Annotated in this window: 11 protein-coding genes; 3 read left to right on the top strand and 8 right to left on the bottom strand. The window is 63.4% G+C overall.

Translation table 11 applies throughout. From position 1 onward, the window contains the following. Positions 1 to 799: 799 nt before the first annotated feature. Positions 800 to 1,237, top strand: coding sequence for an effector-associated constant component EACC1 (locus tag ACQP2U_RS42900; RefSeq protein ID WP_433717181.1), 438 nt, complete (start codon positions 800 to 802; stop codon positions 1,235 to 1,237). Continuing rightward, a complete protein-coding gene (locus tag ACQP2U_RS42895) occupies positions 1,221 to 3,095 on the top strand; it encodes a caspase, EACC1-associated type (protein ID WP_433717179.1) in 1,875 nt (624 codons plus the stop codon). The genes ACQP2U_RS42900 and ACQP2U_RS42895 overlap by 17 nt, the downstream gene beginning before the upstream one ends. Positions 3,096 to 3,534: 439 nt before the next feature. Here ACQP2U_RS42895 and ACQP2U_RS42890 read toward each other — a convergent pair whose 3' ends face one another. Both ACQP2U_RS42890 and ACQP2U_RS42885 read right to left on the bottom strand, forming a co-directional pair. Beyond that, complete coding sequence (locus ACQP2U_RS42890) at positions 3,535 to 4,812, bottom strand: hypothetical protein (protein WP_433717177.1); 1,278 nt, start codon at positions 4,810 to 4,812, stop codon at positions 3,535 to 3,537. After that, on the bottom strand, positions 4,773 to 7,256 hold the full coding sequence (locus tag ACQP2U_RS42885; RefSeq protein WP_433717175.1) for a zinc dependent phospholipase C family protein: 2,484 nt from the start codon (positions 7,254 to 7,256) through the stop codon (positions 4,773 to 4,775). The genes ACQP2U_RS42890 and ACQP2U_RS42885 overlap by 40 nt, the downstream gene beginning before the upstream one ends. A 459-nt stretch (positions 7,257 to 7,715) precedes the next feature. Here ACQP2U_RS42885 and ACQP2U_RS42880 point away from each other — a divergent pair, with 459 nt between their 5' ends. Next, on the top strand, positions 7,716 to 8,684 hold the full coding sequence (locus ACQP2U_RS42880; protein ID WP_433717173.1) for an ATP-dependent DNA ligase: 969 nt from the start codon (positions 7,716 to 7,718) through the stop codon (positions 8,682 to 8,684). A gap of 218 nt (positions 8,685 to 8,902) precedes the next feature. Here the strand turns inward: ACQP2U_RS42880 and ACQP2U_RS42875 are convergent, their stop codons facing one another. From ACQP2U_RS42875 to ACQP2U_RS42850, 6 genes are all read right to left on the bottom strand, one after another. Further along, the gene (locus ACQP2U_RS42875) at positions 8,903 to 9,787 is read right to left on the bottom strand and encodes a hypothetical protein (RefSeq protein WP_433717171.1); all 885 of its coding nucleotides are present in this window, start codon (positions 9,785 to 9,787) and stop codon (positions 8,903 to 8,905) included. 415 nt (positions 9,788 to 10,202) lie between these two features. After that, the gene (locus ACQP2U_RS42870) at positions 10,203 to 13,031 is read right to left on the bottom strand and encodes an NACHT domain-containing protein (RefSeq protein ID WP_433717169.1); all 2,829 of its coding nucleotides are present in this window, start codon (positions 13,029 to 13,031) and stop codon (positions 10,203 to 10,205) included. 381 nt (positions 13,032 to 13,412) lie between these two features. Beyond that, positions 13,413 to 13,904 carry a hypothetical protein gene (locus tag ACQP2U_RS42865; protein WP_433717167.1) on the bottom strand — a complete coding sequence of 164 codons (492 nt, stop codon included), beginning with the start codon at positions 13,902 to 13,904 and terminating at the stop codon, positions 13,413 to 13,415. A 663-nt stretch (positions 13,905 to 14,567) separates the two neighbouring features. Beyond that, entirely contained in the window at positions 14,568 to 14,675 is a 108-nt protein-coding gene (locus ACQP2U_RS42860) for a DUF397 domain-containing protein (RefSeq protein WP_433717165.1), read from the bottom strand. 56 nt (positions 14,676 to 14,731) lie between these two features. Beyond that, positions 14,732 to 15,094: a DUF397 domain-containing protein gene (locus ACQP2U_RS42855; protein ID WP_433717163.1), complete on the bottom strand. Its 363-nt coding sequence runs from the start codon at positions 15,092 to 15,094 to the stop codon at positions 14,732 to 14,734. Beyond that, complete coding sequence (locus ACQP2U_RS42850) at positions 15,091 to 15,951, bottom strand: helix-turn-helix domain-containing protein (RefSeq protein ID WP_433717161.1); 861 nt, start codon at positions 15,949 to 15,951, stop codon at positions 15,091 to 15,093. The genes ACQP2U_RS42855 and ACQP2U_RS42850 overlap by 4 nt, the downstream gene beginning before the upstream one ends. Between the last annotated feature and the right edge of the window lie 205 nt (positions 15,952 to 16,156).

Raw genomic sequence — 16,156 nt, 5'->3', positions numbered from 1 at the left:
GGAATGCTTCTTCGGCATTGCCCCAGCTGGGTGTTTGTCTGCTGGCTGACGACCGAATGGACTCGAGGCGCCTAGGGCGGGCAGCGTTGATGTCGCGATGCCGGCGCTCGTGATCAACTCCGTCCATACTGGGGCATCACCGCGTCCGCTCGGAGTCGGAGTGTGTCCAATATATTGACCGCTGGTCGTTGGTTGGTCGGCCAGTTTAGGCCGATGGCCGTAGTCCGGCCTAACGATCGCGAGGTATTCGCCGAGTGGGTTGCTGCCGACGCTGTAAGCGACCACCCGACTGTCGTCGATCGGGCTAAGGTGCACGACAGCTATGGTGCCAGTGCGGCGCACAGCCGCCGGGGCCTCGGGTGCAACGCCGCGCCGGTGACTGTCCGCCCACCATGTGATGGTTTCTCCCAGCTGCAGCGACATGTCGAACAAACTTTCCCCTGGGTTCGGCGTGTCACCGCAGGCTGGACCAGCGGGCTTGCGTCATGGACGGTGTCTTCGTCGCAGCGAGTTGATCGGTTTATCGTCGCTGGTGGCGAGCGCGCCGAGGGTCCAATGGATGCGTTACGCGCCACAGTTCGACGTTTTTCGACATTGATTCCCGGCACGGGTTTCTGACACGAGGCGCCCAGCGTTTCCGCTAGACGCCGTCCCGGGTTTCACTGGCACCGACAAGTGACGCTCCTACCGGTTGAGCCCAAGATCGCTTCTCGACGCACCCATACCCGCGTCCCGCTGTGCGAACTACGCACCGTGCCGAGCACGTGGCCGAACAACTGCACCACGCCTACGCTTGACTGTGGATCGCGAAATAGACTTTCCGCACCAACCCATCCAGGGAACCTTCCAAGAGGCGACGCGTATGTCTGAGTTCCAGATTTCCGTCACCGGCACAGACGATGACGTCGACGCATTGCATGACTTGTATGCGGTCGTCATCGACGACGACCAGCTACGCACGGTTCGCAAATCCCTCGTGCCTGGCGAGCCGCAGGCAGGTCATATGGGGGCAGAGGACGTCATTCGCCTCGTCTTGGACAACACCGCGCTGATCGCCGCCCTCGCAACCTGCACGAAGTCGTGGCTGCAATCTCGCAAGTCAACGCTCAAACTGACCGTCCAAGGTCCGGCAGGGAAGGCAGAGGTCGTTGCCGATGGTGTGAACGTTGCGACAACGACAGCCGTGCGGCGGGCATTCGAGATCGCCCAGGGAACAATCGGTGAAGCTGCCCGATAGCGAGGGATCGCGAGCTGTTCTGATCGGAACATCCACCTACGGAACGGATTCCGGCTTCGCGTCATTGCCGACCGTCGCCCGGAACCTGACCGAGTTCGCATCTTTCCTCCGCAGACAGACCGGGTTACGCCACGTGACGGTGGTGGTCGACCCGGACGGTGCCGAAGCGTTCAGTGACGCTTTGGAACCCGCGATTGATGAAGCAGAAGACCTTCTCCTGTTTTACTACTCCGGGCACGGTGTTGCCGTTGGTAGAGAAGATCTCGGCCTGACCCATTCCTGCTCCCGCGTACGTCGGCCGGGCAACACAACGCAGCGCTACTCGGATATTCGCGACGGCATCCGTGCGTCGAGAGCTACTGTCAAGGTGGTCATCCTCGACTGCTGCCACGCCGGTCGCGCATTCGGTGGCGGCACGCTTGCTGGCGGTGATCAGGACGAAGCCCTCGAACAGCTCGCGGTCATCGACGGCACCTACGTTCTTACCGCAACGGACACCAAAACGAAGTTCGCCGACGCCACGAGTCACGACGGATGTACTGCATTCACAAGTGCTCTCCTCGACGTACTCCGCTCGGGCCGGCCCTCTGCCGACGGTTTTCTATCGATGGCGGATGTGTTTCCGCTGCTGCGCGAAAAGCTCAAAGGGAGAAACTGTCCTGCACCTCGATCGAGCGGTGGTGACACTGCCTCCGGACTGGCATTGGTACAGCGGCAGCGCAGTCAGCTCGCCATCGACATGGCACGAATGCATCAGGTTGTCATCGCGCTAGTCAAGCGAGGCGACCAACTTGGCGGGCTGGGCCGTTTCGAGGAGGCCATCGAAGAATACGAGCGGGTCGCACAGATACCCCTCTACACACGCGCATCCGTATCGGGGCACGAAGTGATGCGGGAGTTCACCGCCAAGGCGCTGGTCAAACAAGGCAATGCTCTCGGGGCGCTGGGGCGGTTCGAGGACGCCGTCGTCGCGTACGAGCGGATGATCAGCGAATACTGCCAGGACCCGGGGCCAGCGCTACGCGAGCTCGTCGCAACGGCGCGCGTCGAAGAAGGCAATGCTCTCGGGGCGCTGGGGCGGTTCGAGGACGCCGTCGAAGCGTACGAGCGGATGATCAGCAAATACAGCGGCGACCCGGCGCCAGCGCTACGCGAGCTGGTCGCAACGGCGCTGGTCAGCCAGGGCATGTCGGCGACATTGTGGTTCGACGACGAATTGGATGTGTACGAGCGGGTGATCCGCGACTACGCCGATGACCCGGCACCGGCGCTGCAGAAGCAGGTGGCCACGGCGTTGGTCCAGCAAGGCGGCACGCTCTGGGTGCTGGGCCGTTTCGAGGAGGCCATCACCGCGTACCAGCGGGTGATCTTCGAGTACTCGCTCGGTGCAACACCGGCAATGCGCGCCCCGACACTGGCGTTCCGCGACCTTGTCGCCCAGGCGCTGGTCTGCGTGGGCCGCTTGCACTGGGAGAAGGGCCAGTCCGATCAGGCAATCGCCGCATACAAGTCGGTGATTCGCAACTACGCCGATGACCCGGCGCCGGCACTGCGGAAACAGGTGGCCGCGGCGCTGGTCTACCAAGGCGACGCTCTCGGGGGGCTGGGCCGCTCCGAGGAGGCCCTCACCGCGTACCAGCGGGTGATCAATGACTACGCGAGCGATCCGGCGCCGGCACTGCGAAACCAGGTGGCCAGGGCGCTGGTCTACCAAGGCGACGCTCTCGGGGCGCTGGGCCGCTCCGAGGAGGCCCGCACCGCGTACCAGCGGGTGATCAATGACTACGCGAGCGATCCGGCGCCGGCGCTCCGCGGGCAGATCGCCGCAGCGTTGGCCAGGATGAACGATCCCACGTAGCAAGACGATTATCGGCAAATTCGTCAGACCATCGCTTCTCGACGACGCGGGTGTCGCCGAGTCGGCGCAGCCGGTGCGCTACGACTCTCACTTCCCCCGAACACAACCGTGGCCGGTGCGTCGTGGACATGCCCGGGATAACCGTTCGCACCCAATCCAACCAGACGGTCAGCTACATCGAGGACGGATCCCGAAAGACCCTAGAGAACACTTTTTCGATTGTGGGCTGAAGTTACGGGCTTGGCACCGCCGTCGTGTGGCCAGCTCTGATTCGGGTTGTCATCGTGAACGCTGCTATGAGCGCAGAGGTGCAGATCTGCGGAGATGAGCGAGTCGAGTCGCGCAAAAGCGTTGTGCTGCTGTTGGTGAGCCAGAAACAGTCGATCACGAACCGTTCGGCGGCGCCGTCGGCGGATAGCGCGGCCAGAGTAATTGGGTGCTATCCCACGATCACGGTGTAGCCGCCCACGAGCCCGCCGGTGGGATCGGTCAGCACGAAGCGCAATGCGTGGAGGGCGTCCTCGCGGCCACCCAGCCGCTCCGCCAACTCACGGGCACTCACGTCCAAGGAGGCGTCGACAAGCCGCGCGAGGCCTTCTATCAGCGCCTCGTCAAGCGGCCGATCGGTTGTCGTGCCGATTCGAGCCCAGCCCGTGGGACCGATCTCACCAAGGAAGCGCCGTACGCCGCCCGCATGATCCAGAACCCGCGTGCCGCCGAGTTCCATGAGGCGTTCGGTGGACACGAGCACCGAACGTCCTTCAGATGCGAAGGCCGTCAGGAGGTGGCGGCCGGTCTTGGTCAGGACGCCGTACCGGAGCTCTTCAAGCGAGGCCATCGCGATCTCTTTGCGGCCCTCCAGCCGGCCGCCGGTGAGCGCCTGCATGGTCTTGAGTATCACCGGACCAGCGTGTATCACCTCAAGGGTGAACCCGTCTGGTACCAGGCCTCCGAGGGTCCCGACCAGCGTCATGGGACTGGTAGCGCCGGTAAGGATCTCAAGGTTGCGCTGACCGACATGTCTATCCGAGTTCGAGAGCAACGGTCCACCGGCCTGGTCGAGCGGGCAGCCGACCTCGGCGAGCAGGCAGTGGTGGCCGACTTCGGACAGATCGGGCTTCCACGGTCGGTCGAGCTCGATGACGGCGGTGCAGTCCGGCCGAGTCCGGTCTGAGAGCTCGGCCCAGCGGCCGCCGATGAGGTGCTGCTGGTAGTAGGGGTCGTTCTGGTTGAACGCTCCGAAGAAGCCGGGATTCACCGCCCAGGCCTTGACGTGCACGCCGTACGCTGGGAAGAGTCCCAGGTTCCATATCCGCACGAAAACACGGTACGAGCGGCCCGCCACCGGAGAGATCACCAGATGCGACGGGTCGAACTCGCCGGGATACGACGCGTCGATCAGCAGGATGTCCGGCGACTCCCAGCAGGAGGCAGGCGGCCAGGTCGGACGTATCCCACGGTCGCCGACGACCGCGCGGATCAACAAGTACGGGTAGACCTGCTCGCGCGGCGGACGCCGCTCGCGGCCGATCTCGGCGGCAATGCCTCGCCACTCGTCGGCCTTGCCGGGCTCGGGCTGCCAGCCAGGATCGGGGTCGCGCCACTCAGGTTTCTCCGGGCCTGCGCCGACGACGACGGCGGGGTCCTGGCCACGCTCTCGGTCCCGATTCTGGCCCCTCATCCGCCCCCGCCCTCCGCTGCGACGCGGCGTTGCCAATCCAGCCCGGTCTCCAGGTCGGGCTTGCGGGGATGCTTCTGACAAGGGTCGTCGCCGTCAGGCTCGGGCGGCGCATCCGCGCGGCTGAGGTAGTGCACCTCGAGGTCGAGGTGCGGGTCGTGCCACTGCGAGTCGAGGGGTACGCCGCCGCTTTCTTGCCGCGGGTTGTCGTGTTTGGCGTGGAACTGCTGCGGTGGCGTGCATGGCTGGGGATAGCTGAAATCCGACTGCTGCGTCGCGGTGAAGTCGGGGACGCACTCCCACGCGCCGCGCGCCCCTAGGTCACCCGCGTCGCGGAGGTTGTGTCGACTCCAGTCCCAGCACTTCCAGGCGTAGCCGCGGTCGGCGTCCAGGTTGAAGTCCGGGACGCGGAAGTCTTCCTCGTCGCGGTCACGCAACAGGCACATGACCAGGTATGTCGAATAGTCGACCGGAGCGCCGAGGTGCTGGTCTTGGGCGAGCAGGTTCGTGAGCGCGGCAAAGGTCTCGGCCGGGGTCCCTGCCTTCTCTAGCTCGTCGCGCGCGTCAGCGTTCCCGGGCACGGCCGAGAGCAGAACGGTGCTGTCCTCCCCGGCCACATAGGGGCCGGCGTGGGTGGCCGGACCCTCCTGCGGCACCCCCTGCCCGGCCCGGTTCCGCAGTGGGTACTGCCACGGCGCGACCCACTCACTGGGCTTGAACTCCTGGTTACCGTCACCGGCGTACCGCAGGTTCGCCGTCAGCCCGAGCGCCGCCACGAGGTCGGGCTCAGACACATCACCCGGATGGTCGCGGACAACGTTGCGCGGGTACGCAGGATCGATGTTGTGCGACGACGTGGCCGACAGCCGGCCGGACGGCTCGTCGAGGACGAAGGCCGACCCTCCGAACCCGAACGGGTCGTCGAGCGCAGCACCTATGTCGAACGCCCCCGTGGTTCCGAGCCGCGTGAGCCCGAGGGCGATCTCCTCCGGCTTCGGCATCAGGAAGCCGGACATGACCAGCGCCCGGCGCGACAGCATGTAGAGATTCCACGCTGGGACAACCACCGTCCAATAGATGACCTCGCGCGCTGGGAAGGTGGCGATATCGAGGATCAGGCCGGGCAGCACCGTGGCCAGCCACAGCGCGACCTCGGCGATGTAGGCCGCCCACGCGAAGATTGCCAGCAGCAGGTCGACGAGGCTGAAACCGTCGTCGTCGTCCAGGTCGGCGCCACGTGACGGGTCGTCGTCCACACCGCCCCCGCCACCGCCTGGTGGCGTGGGGAACGAGTGGTCGGTAAAGACGTCCGGCGGTGCGGGCATGCGAGGAGAGAGTCCGTCGCGGCACGTCATCTTCAGGTAGCCATACACCGTCGCCCACATCTGGGCCATCGCGTCCCCGTTGGGCCGCCCGTCAGGGTCGCCCAGCTCATCGTCGGCGGAGTATTGCGGGTCCTGTGTCAGGATCTTGGGTCCGTGCGGGTGGACGGTCGCCATCGCGTCGAGCAACGCGTCGGTCAGGTGCTCGGGCAGCTCACCGGAGTCCAGGTCGAAGAACACCGCGCGAGCGGCCGCGTGAGCAGGGCCGTCGGCGTTGTCGTACGCCGGGAACCCCGTGAAGTAGTCGTAGGCGGGGGCATCATCGCGACCGTCGTACGGCGCATCGTCGCGATGCCGGAGGGCGACCCAGAAGTGCAGCGCGCTGGTGCCGTACTCGCCGAAGAGCGGTCCTGGATGGGTGGCGTCATAGTTCTGCGAGTCGAAGTGGTTCTCGACCAGATGGTGGCGTTGCCAGTGGTCACGGTATGGGCCGCCGCACTTCGCGTTCGTGAACGGGTGGCCGGTCACGTCGGTCGCGCAATGCGTCAGCCACCCGACGGCGAACGCGATCCGTGCCTCGGCGTCCTTACGCGCATCATGGTCGTCGCCGGCTGCGGCAAGTGCCTTACGCGCCTGCCGGTAGAGAACGAACGGGAACTGGTAGGTCTTGCGGTAGTGGAAGACGTCGCTCCAGTAGAACGCCTCGTCCGAATAGCCCTGCGGCGGTCCGGACGTCAGTACGCCGAACCAGTCGCCCATCGTGGCGAGTAGCCCCTTGAACGCCGTCATGATCGCGGATGCGAGCTCGTCCAGGATCTGGCCGAGCTGAGCGGACAGCCCACCTGTCAGTTGCGAGGCGAGCTGGGAGGCGTTTGTGCTGATGGGCTCGATCCATTTCTCCCACCGGCTGACGAACTCCGCGTCGATCTCCTTCCATACATCGAGCGCCCATTGGATGACCTGTCGGATCACGCAGCCGTTGGTATTCGCGAAGTCGGGGAGCATGTAGAACAGGTCGGGTCCTAGGGCGCCCAGCGCCAGGTAGTTGCGCCAGGTGTGGCACAACTCGCCGAGTTCCTGCGCCTCGGCGGGATCGACGCCGAAACCGGGAGGTACCTCTCCAGCGCGGAGTCGCTCCGCCGTCAGTCGAGCGGCGTCCATGTGCACGTACCAACCCGGCATCGCAGGGCCCTCCCGGTCGCAAGAGTTTGCTAACGAATAGCTTCCTCGGCCACGGAAGATCCGGCAAGGGGCATCGGCGAGCTATTTGGGAATGCTTGTGGCGCAGTCGATGTGAGTGGACCGGCTGGGAATGCTCTGGCCTCTAGATCGAACGCACTGTAAGTAGCAGCATTTCTCGCTCGTGATGGTTCACCTCACGTCCGCCACCACCTGCTTCTATCGAACGAAGTTTCGATTAGAATAGCTCGAGGTTGGCGATCCGCATGCTTCCGGCAATCAATCCGCTACCGGATCGCGCAGTGCTGCCTTCTGATAACTGAAAATTCGCCACTGAATCTGGACTCGACTGCGAGGAGATACTCAGTGAGTCATAAAAACCCATGTGGTTGAGCAAGTTCAGTTCCGACAGCGCAGGAAAGCTGGATATACGCTGGTTGTGTGTCAGTGCCGAGGCCGATGCTGGCCAGCGCAGGGCCGGTTCCCGACGACGATGCAACCATCGCCGTCGAATGGAAGTGGGACGGCTGCCGCGCGATCACCGCACTCGGCGGGGGAGTGTGCCGCATTATCAGTCGCAACGGAAACAACCTGACCTCGGCGTTTCCGGAACTGTCTCACGCGTTGCTTGCCTCTACCGCGGGCAGAGACATGATTCTCGACGGGGAGATCGTCGCACCGGACGCTGCTGGCAGGCCACGCTTCACGCGAGTGCAACGTCGCCTGAACGTCATTCGGCCAAGCGCGGCCCTGGTGGCCGAGGTGCCCACCCAGCTGTATCTGTTCGACCTGCTGGGCCTAGACGGCGTCAACCTGATGCGGTGTCCCTATCAGGAACGCCGAGAACAGCTGATGGCACTGGACTTACCTGGACCAGCCTTGATGGTTCCACCGCATTTCGTGGGCGTTCCGGTCTCGCGGATGCTGCAGGCGGCCCAGGACAACGCAATTGAGGGTGTCGTCGTGAAAGCGCTTCGCTCCCTGTACTATCCGGGTCGGCGCACTAAATACTGGCGGAAGATCTCGCTGTTCAAAACGGCCGAGGTGATCGTTGTGGGCTGGCTCCCAAGCCGCAGTAGTGGCCTGCGCGGGCTGTTCGGCTCACTACTGCTGGGCGCGTACGACAATTCGGATCGGCTCATGCTCGTCGGCGGTGTCGGCGTCGGCTTCAGCGATGCCGCGCGTCGTGCGCTGCAACGCCAACTCGATGAGCTGGTTATCGCCGACTGTCCCCTCGATGTGCCGGCACCGCGATCGATCGCTTCCGAGGCCCGGTGGGTGACCCCACACGTTATTGGCGAAGTCCAGTACAAGGAGCTGACTGCGGGCGGTCTTCGCCATCCGACGTGGCGCGGCCAACGCTTCGACCGCTCCACTGTCGAGATCACGGTGCCAAAATCCGATCACTAGAATCCTTGGAGCCTGCTCGCTCGAATCAACCACTCCACCGCTGCGACTGCATGACTCTCGAATGACAGCGCGAACGGGGCCTGCGGAAGAGCGATTGCAGCACAAGGCGTCCCCAGGGCACCGAATACTGCAGCGTCGAATATTGCGCATCCGCCACTCAAACTGCCAGATCGCGGCCAGTAGCCAGCTAAAACCGCGCGATCTTTCCTGGACGCGACCTACTTCGGTCGACGATGCATGTCGCGTAGAGATTGCGGCAACGGTGGAGGCACCAGCGGGTTATTCCTTCGGCGTTCCGTCCCAATGACGCCCGTAGGTGCTTCGGGGTCCGGCACGGCAGTGTCGGTGCCGACGAATGTTCCAGTCAGTTGCTTCGGGCCGATAGCTCCGTCGCCGACGCTGCGAGCACTGATCGTCCACATGGCCAACGGGTTGGTGGCAAATTCGGCGGCCAGCGCGTTGGTCGCGGTCTCGGCCGTGGCTTGGGTGGGATGCACGGACGTGTGCAGCACAGCACCAGAGTCGTCGGTGACGATCAGTACGTGCAGGGTCGTAGCATCACGGTCGCTGGCAACTCGAACCTTGGCTGCGAGCGCGCCGTCAGGTGTCACGCCAAGCCGTTCGATGACTTCGGCCAGCGATATGGCCCATCCGCGATAGCGCAGCCGCCGGGCGATATCGAATTCGTGGATGCCGAGTTCGGCCTCCAGTTCGCTCATCCTCGGCCCGCTCGCGCGCCTGGACCGCCGCAGCCAACCCCGTTCGACCGGAAGCGTTCGGACCCAAGCGTTATGCAGATGTTCCTCGGCGGCTTCGTCCCAGTAGGGCAGCTGCTCGGCGGCATGCTTGGCGCGCACTACCGATTCCCAGTCGTAGTCGGGATTCAGGACGAGCTCGTCGCGGAGCCGCCACCATGCCGCACGTGAGTCCGACGAGTCGGGCTCGATGAGAAAGTGGGCCCGCGCCTGCACCGCGGCCAGAGTTCGACCTGCCCCCTTGGCGACCTCAGCGTCGGATAGCCCGACCAAGCATCCGGTGACGACGATGCGGTAGTCCTCGGCCGCCCAGTCGTGGTTGTGACGTGGCAGGTCGATCGATGTCATCAGACATACCCCCTGAAATCGCTTCGCGCAGTGCGCAGTTCAGCTTTGATCATCTCACCGCGCAATGGCACAACGGAGACTTCGACGTGGTTGCGGAATCGGAAACCTCTCGATCTGTTGTGCCACGCCGACGGGATCCCGGCCGTGCCGTTCCCGTCATCAACTGAAAGCAGGTACTGCGTGACCGGAATGCGCGCCGGACATCTGGGCGCGCCAACGCGCAGGTCACCCCATGCGACAGGAATCAGATCGATTAGGGTCGGGGTCCGTCCCGCCAAGACGGGATGCCCCGCCGGGTGGGCTGTGGCTGACCCTTCAGCCCACCCACCGCATGAGGCGACGCGAAGTCGTCAGGCCGAACCATGGCGGGCACCGACCGATATGGCCGCTGACTATGCCTGGCCTTCTTGAGGAGCTATCGAAGCAGCTCACCGACCGGACTGCGATGCATCATCGGTAGCACAAGGTTCCGCAGTGTTTCCATCAGCTCCGCTTCATACTCAACGAGATTCTCCAACGCCATCTCGAGAAGCTCGGCAGTGTCACGATCGAACAGTGCCTCGATCACTGGGCCGACGTCGACGCCTATAGAGCCGGACTCCCCGATGGCGCAGAACGCACTATCGACCTGCTCAATCGTGTGAATGCGTTGTGATGAGCTTGACAGTTCGGTCAGGATCTCGCGGTACTGCTGCCAAGCCTGCTCGCGTGTCACTGGCAATTTCTTACGGATGGCGCTGCCCCGCACCACAGCGAGGCCGCGAACATGTTGGGAAACTCCAGCTTCACGGCAGGCGATCGTGATCTTGTCTTGGACTGCTTGGGTCGTGTCCCGGGTCAGTGGAACGTCGCTGAGCCCATCTCTGAGCGCTTGAGCGATCGTGCTGCGCACTTGTTCGCTGGCCGCAGCCGCGCGCACGAGAACCCGTGCCACTGAGAGTGGGTCAGCCAGCAGCGGAACATGGAAGATCTCGAATGCCACAGCGAGCAGTCGATTGTGGAATCGTGGGTGGGAGCGGGTCATGCCGTCGTCGATCAGATCGAGGGCCAGCCCGGGCGCGATCGGGCAGATGCGTCCGAGGCGATGGGCGGCGTCCTGGTCGACTTGTTCAACCAGAGATGTCAATTCTCCGTGCTGGTGGGGTTGAGGGTCAGCGAATAGGTGCCCTGCCGCGAAGATCCAGGTGTTGCGCCAGTGGGGGTTCGGTGCTGCTGTTTTCAGGCGTGTGATGATCTGCTCGATCGGACCGGTGGTCAGGAATCGTGCCGCCATGAGTTCTTGCAACGATCGAACGTCGAACCCGAGGCCGTCTTGTCCCCGGGATATCGGTGTGAGCAGCACCAGCCGGTGGGTAGCGGCGAGCACTATGCGGGCCAGTAGCTCCGAGTCGACATCCGATGGCCGGTACCCGTTGTCGTGCAGGACCGTCCAGGCGACCTCGCGCAACTCGTCGGGCGGCATCAGCGCTGTCGAACTCTCGCTTTCGCTGCGGACCTGCAACTCGAACCCGACACGCTGATGCAGTGTGAGAATGGTGGAGGCGTGGTCCTGTAGCAGCTGCGCGAGCGTTGTCTGTTTCTGTCGCTCGCGTTTGAACACGGTGTCGTAGTAACCCCAGAACAGGCTGTAGCGGTCCGGAGCGATCCGGCCGGCGCCCTCGACGATGATCGTCATGATCAGCACCTGCAGCGGTGTCTGCATCAGGTGCCGAAGCGAGTCGTCGTCCGCGGCACGGCTCAGCTGTTTGGCGATTCGTTCGATCTTTTCGTCATCGCCCTTGAGTCGCACCCGGGCCGCGTGGACTCCGTAACGGACAGCTTCGTCGATGTCGAGGCGGGACAGGTCGATTCGCTCGAATTGGGTCGGTGAGATGTTCTCGACGTACCCAGTGGGGCGGGTGGTGACCACGACCAGCAGGTCACAGTTGTCGCCGTCTGCTTCGCTGACGAATTCGGTGATCTGCTGAATCAGGCGCTTGCGGATGCGCGGATCGGTGATCTCATCGAGACCGTCGAGAACCAGAAACCACGGCCATTGCTTGATCCACGAATCCAGGGTGCTGGCGGTAATGACGCCCACGTTCGACCGCTTCGACACCTTGTGGGCGATCCACCGCAACAGGGTCGAGTCCTCACTGAGCCCTTGTTCGTCGGCGTACTCGGCCAGATCGATGCGCATTGGCCATCGCCGGAATTTCGGCAAACCGTCACGGCCGAGACCGCGCAGAGTTCGGGCTGTTTCCGCGATCACGGCCTGATGGTCGGCCCCGAGGTCGGAGGCTCCGTCCAGCAAAGCCGCTCGGTATGCCTGTACCAGGAACTTCGACATCGTCGTCTTACCGTTGCCCGGGCCACCAGCAACCACCACGTGCCTCGGGCCAGTGTGCAAGCCCAGAACGGGCTTGAGAACTTGCTCGCCCCGATCAAGGATGTGCCCGAAAACGGTGCGGCGCTTACCATCCGGGCCCGGGGTGATCGGCAAGTCGATAGCGACTTGGTCGATTGGGGTGCCGCCACCGTCTCCCGATCCCGCTTCGTCGAAATAGATCGACCGATCCCCAATCAACGCAGCCCTGGCATGCCGGCGCAACCCGCCCTCCAGCTCGTGGATAGGGAGCTTGTCGGTGAAATCGGCCAGATGCGCGAACACATCAGGCACCGTCAGGAACGCCCCGAAAGTCCGGCGCACACCCTGATGTTTGGTGATCAAGCCGTCGACCTGGTGGCCATCCCAGATGCGCCATTTGCGCAGTCGGCTCAGGCGCCGCTGCTTCGCCTTGCGTTCGGCTCCGGAATCTACGTCGCGTGAGGCATCGGCGAGGGCCTTGATGTACTTCTCGAATTGCGCGTTCAACCAGTCGAACCCGCCAGACCCTGGTGTCGGTGTCAACGGCACGTTGGTCACGATCACCAAGTAGTGCGGTACAGGGTCGCGACCGGACTTGGGATCAGCCCAGGCACTCAGCTCGGCGCGTACTTGACCCCACAGCCACCGAGCGTTGTCTGCGGGTTCGGTCTCCAACCGTAGCTTGTGCTTGGCCTGAAAGACGGTGTAGCCCTCCCACACCTCGGCAGGTTCACCCTTGGCACCTGACCAGATGATGGTGCCGTTGCAGAACATGTCACGGCCGCCATCGCGTCCCGGACCAAGGATCTGCACCTGCGGACCGAACGCGGTGATCGCCAACGCTGCGGCCAGGTCCTGGAAACCGTGTGACCCTACACGAGCCAAATCGTGTTGCACGCAGCCATGATGTCAGGTGTCTCGCGCGTTTTTGTCAGACGCCGCTTTGTTCATCTCGGTTCGGTGGTCCAACCGCGACGATATCGGTTTGGGCATCTGGAACAGGACGAGACCTCTGGCGGGTGTTGTGTTGATCAAGCAAGTCGACGGCAGTGGGGCAATGTTCTCGTCGACGTTGTTGCGCTGCAACAGGTTTCGCCCATTTTGCGTGTCGGGTGTTGATCAGCTGCGTTCACCGACTGCAGGCCGTGTTGTGGCTGTTCGACGTTGTCGACGCGGGCGGGCGAAATGCGCTTAGCTTGTGATGTTTTCGGCGCGGCGAACGACCATGGCAGGACTGGTTGGGGAGGCTTCATACCAGACTGCATGCAAGATCGGCGATCACCAGCCGCCGCCGTCGCCGCCGTAGTGGCTCCAGATCAGTGCCGCAGTCTGCATGGAACTGGTCGCGGCTCGTCGATGCTCAGGCAGCGCGGCCTCGTCGTGGGCAATTCCCGCAAGCACGGTGTGCGCTTTGACGCCGAGGGTCACCATGCCGGGCGCGACGTTGTCGGCGTCAGCACCGATCAGGAAGAGCCGGGGATCGTTTGCGCTGTCATCGATCCACTGCGTGTCTGGCCCGTGTTTGTGGGCAAGATATGGCCCGACGATCAGACCGAGGTCGGCGACAGTTCGCGCGCAGGCGAGCCCGACAGTGACGAAGTTGTCCCGCGGTGGCACCGCGTGGTTGCGCAGTTGGTCGCTGACATGTCCGGCGACCACGAACGCACCCATGCCGCAGGCGAGCCGGATCACCGGCGGCGCGGTGTCCGGTGTGTTATGGAGATCCCTGAGCGCACGCACCAGCAGTCGCCGCAGATTGCCAGGGTTCATCCTCGGGATCCGGCGGTGGAGAGTGACGGCAGAGGTGAACTTTGATGTGCCACTTGTGGTTCCGGCGTCAAGGCGGCGAGCGGCTTCGCCGTACCTCATGCCCGGGTGCAGGTTCATGTAGGCGCGGATGCGCGCTTTGCGATCCGGAAAGGAAGTCATGTCGGCTCTCTCACGGCAACAGTCCCACGCCCTGTGCCTCGACTGACTCGGCATCGGGGATTGGCTCGCGGGATCCGCGGGGGACCTTGGCCGCTACGTCGGGGTCCGGCGTAGGCGGTCCATCCGACACGGTTGAGGCTCGCTACAGCCCGAATGCATCTTACAGTCCGACCCCGCCAAAGATCTGGAGGAGGTCCACTCATCTGGCGGCACCCCACCCCTGCGATGCCGTGCGGTTGCGCGGCCCGACGCGGATAGCAAAGGACCAGAGGGAAATAGATTGCTTATGCGTAGATGACGATCTACCCGTTATCGGGTCGCCGCCAACCATCACGAGTTCTTTTGCGCCCCAGTGGGTTTCGGAGTGGAACTTGGCTCTGTTGTTGAGCCGTTGTTGAGCCGCTGAATCGCTCCTTGGCGTAGGGCTGGTTGGGCGCAGAAGCAGAAATCTCACCGAGTCGGGACTCGACTCGGTGAGACTTGTGTGCGCTGTTGCGCGAGAGACTAGGGTCGACTGAAACCGATGGTGCCGTTGTCGAAGAACGCGACTTCGACGCATTGACCTTGCCCGTTGCTGCGGGAGGACTTGCGCCACTTTACGTTCTCGGTCATTTCTTCTTCATCTCCTTTGCTGGAAGCGCGGCGTGAGGCCCTGCATCGGGATGAGGTCAGACTGAGGCCGGGATGAACTCACCGGCGCGAATACCTGCGACGAAAGCAGTCCATTCGGCGGGGGTGAACTCCAAAGCGGTGCCGACAGCATCGCGGACTACAGTGCCGTGGCTGTCCGTAGCAATGCTGGGGACAGCGATGCTGCCAGCCTGGATGTCGGCGCCGAGGGTCACCTTGAGGAATGCCGCCCAGGCGGTGACGGGCACGGCAATGGTGGGTTGCAGGTCTGCGGGGCCGTCGTATTTGTCGTCGCGGACGAGCACCATATCGCCGTCGAATGCTACTTCTACGCAGTTGTTCGAGGATGCCGAGAACGAGGACTTGAACCAGTCGCGGCGGGGTGTGTTGGTGCTGCTCATGAGGTTGATCCTATCTGTGTGATGACGTCGCGAATGCGTGCAAGAGAGTCCTCGCGCGATAGCGACGCCTGTGCGGCGGAGGAGAAGGCCGCCGTGAGGGTTTCAATCGTCGCGGGGTCTTCGATGACCTCAGCGACCACGGCTGACTCATGCCAGCCCAATGGCGCAGCCTGATCGCCAGGGAAGTCCAAAATGTGGAAGGCGGCACCACCGAGAGCGGGACCACTGGAGCTACTGAACGGAAGGACCAGTACCTCGACCGTGTCGGAAGTGGTGATGACCTTAACCAGGTGCTCCAACTGATCGCGCAGGGTGTCGATGCCGCCGATCTGCTGGTGTAGTGCAGCTTCGGAGATGACGGCGTTCAGCCGGACTGGATTGTCGCCGCCTATTCGCTCCTGCCGTTTCATACGGGCCTGGACGCGCCGTCGTACCTCGGGTCGCCGGACGATGACCTGGTCGCCAGCGATAAGACTGCGGGCATAGTCCTCCGTCTGGAGTAGACCGGGGATGAGCACCGATTCGAACGACGAAATCTCCTCGGCGCCGTACTCGAGTCCCCAGAGCCGAGTGTGTTCGGCATTGAATAGCCCGGCGTACTCGTCCCACCAGCCGCGGGCCTTGGCCAGCCCACGTAACTCGACCAGCTTCTCGCGTTCGTCGCCGTCTACTTCGAGCAGATCGAGCAGCGCCAGGTGCTTCTCCTCGGGCAGCACCATGCGGTCGCGTTCGATCTTGTACCAGTAGTTGGGTGCGTACCCGAGTTGCTTGGCGATGTTGGTGCCGACCAACCCAAGGTCGGTCTGCCTGCGCCGCAACCGCTCGAACAGTTCCCAACGCGCAACGGTCGGTGACATTGGTGCCACAGCATGTCCTCTCCAGTCGGGATGAGCGGATGCGCGAGTAGACGATACAGGCTCAACGCACACCCATCTAGCCACCTCTCATGTTAATTAACATCTGGATTCTGTCGAGTTTCAGCAGAAATATTGACGCTTAAAGAAAGTGTCACTTATCGTGTGAATGTGTCGGCTATCACCCCTGGTAGGAGCGGCCGGCACA

Source organism: Nocardia sp. CA-084685 (assembly GCF_050955785.1).
Classification (GTDB): Bacteria; Actinomycetota; Actinomycetes; order Mycobacteriales; family Mycobacteriaceae; genus Nocardia.
The sequence above is the reverse complement of the archived record's forward strand: the minus strand, read 5'-3'. Positions and strand labels throughout refer to the sequence as shown.

Excerpts from the sequence above, each read along its gene's own strand:
- ACQP2U_RS42860 (WP_433717165.1), bottom strand. The coding sequence starts at position 14,675 with ATGACCGAGAACGTAAAGTGGCGCAAGTCCTCCCGCAGCAACGGGCAA.
- ACQP2U_RS42865 (WP_433717167.1), bottom strand. The coding sequence starts at position 13,904 with ATGAACCCTGGCAATCTGCGGCGACTGCTGGTGCGTGCGCTCAGGGAT.
- ACQP2U_RS42850 (WP_433717161.1), bottom strand. The coding sequence starts at position 15,951 with ATGTCACCGACCGTTGCGCGTTGGGAACTGTTCGAGCGGTTGCGGCGC.
- ACQP2U_RS42855 (WP_433717163.1), bottom strand. The coding sequence starts at position 15,094 with ATGAGCAGCACCAACACACCCCGCCGCGACTGGTTCAAGTCCTCGTTC.
- ACQP2U_RS42885 (WP_433717175.1), bottom strand. The coding sequence starts at position 7,256 with ATGGACGCCGCTCGACTGACGGCGGAGCGACTCCGCGCTGGAGAGGTA.
- ACQP2U_RS42875 (WP_433717171.1), bottom strand. The coding sequence starts at position 9,787 with ATGACATCGATCGACCTGCCACGTCACAACCACGACTGGGCGGCCGAG.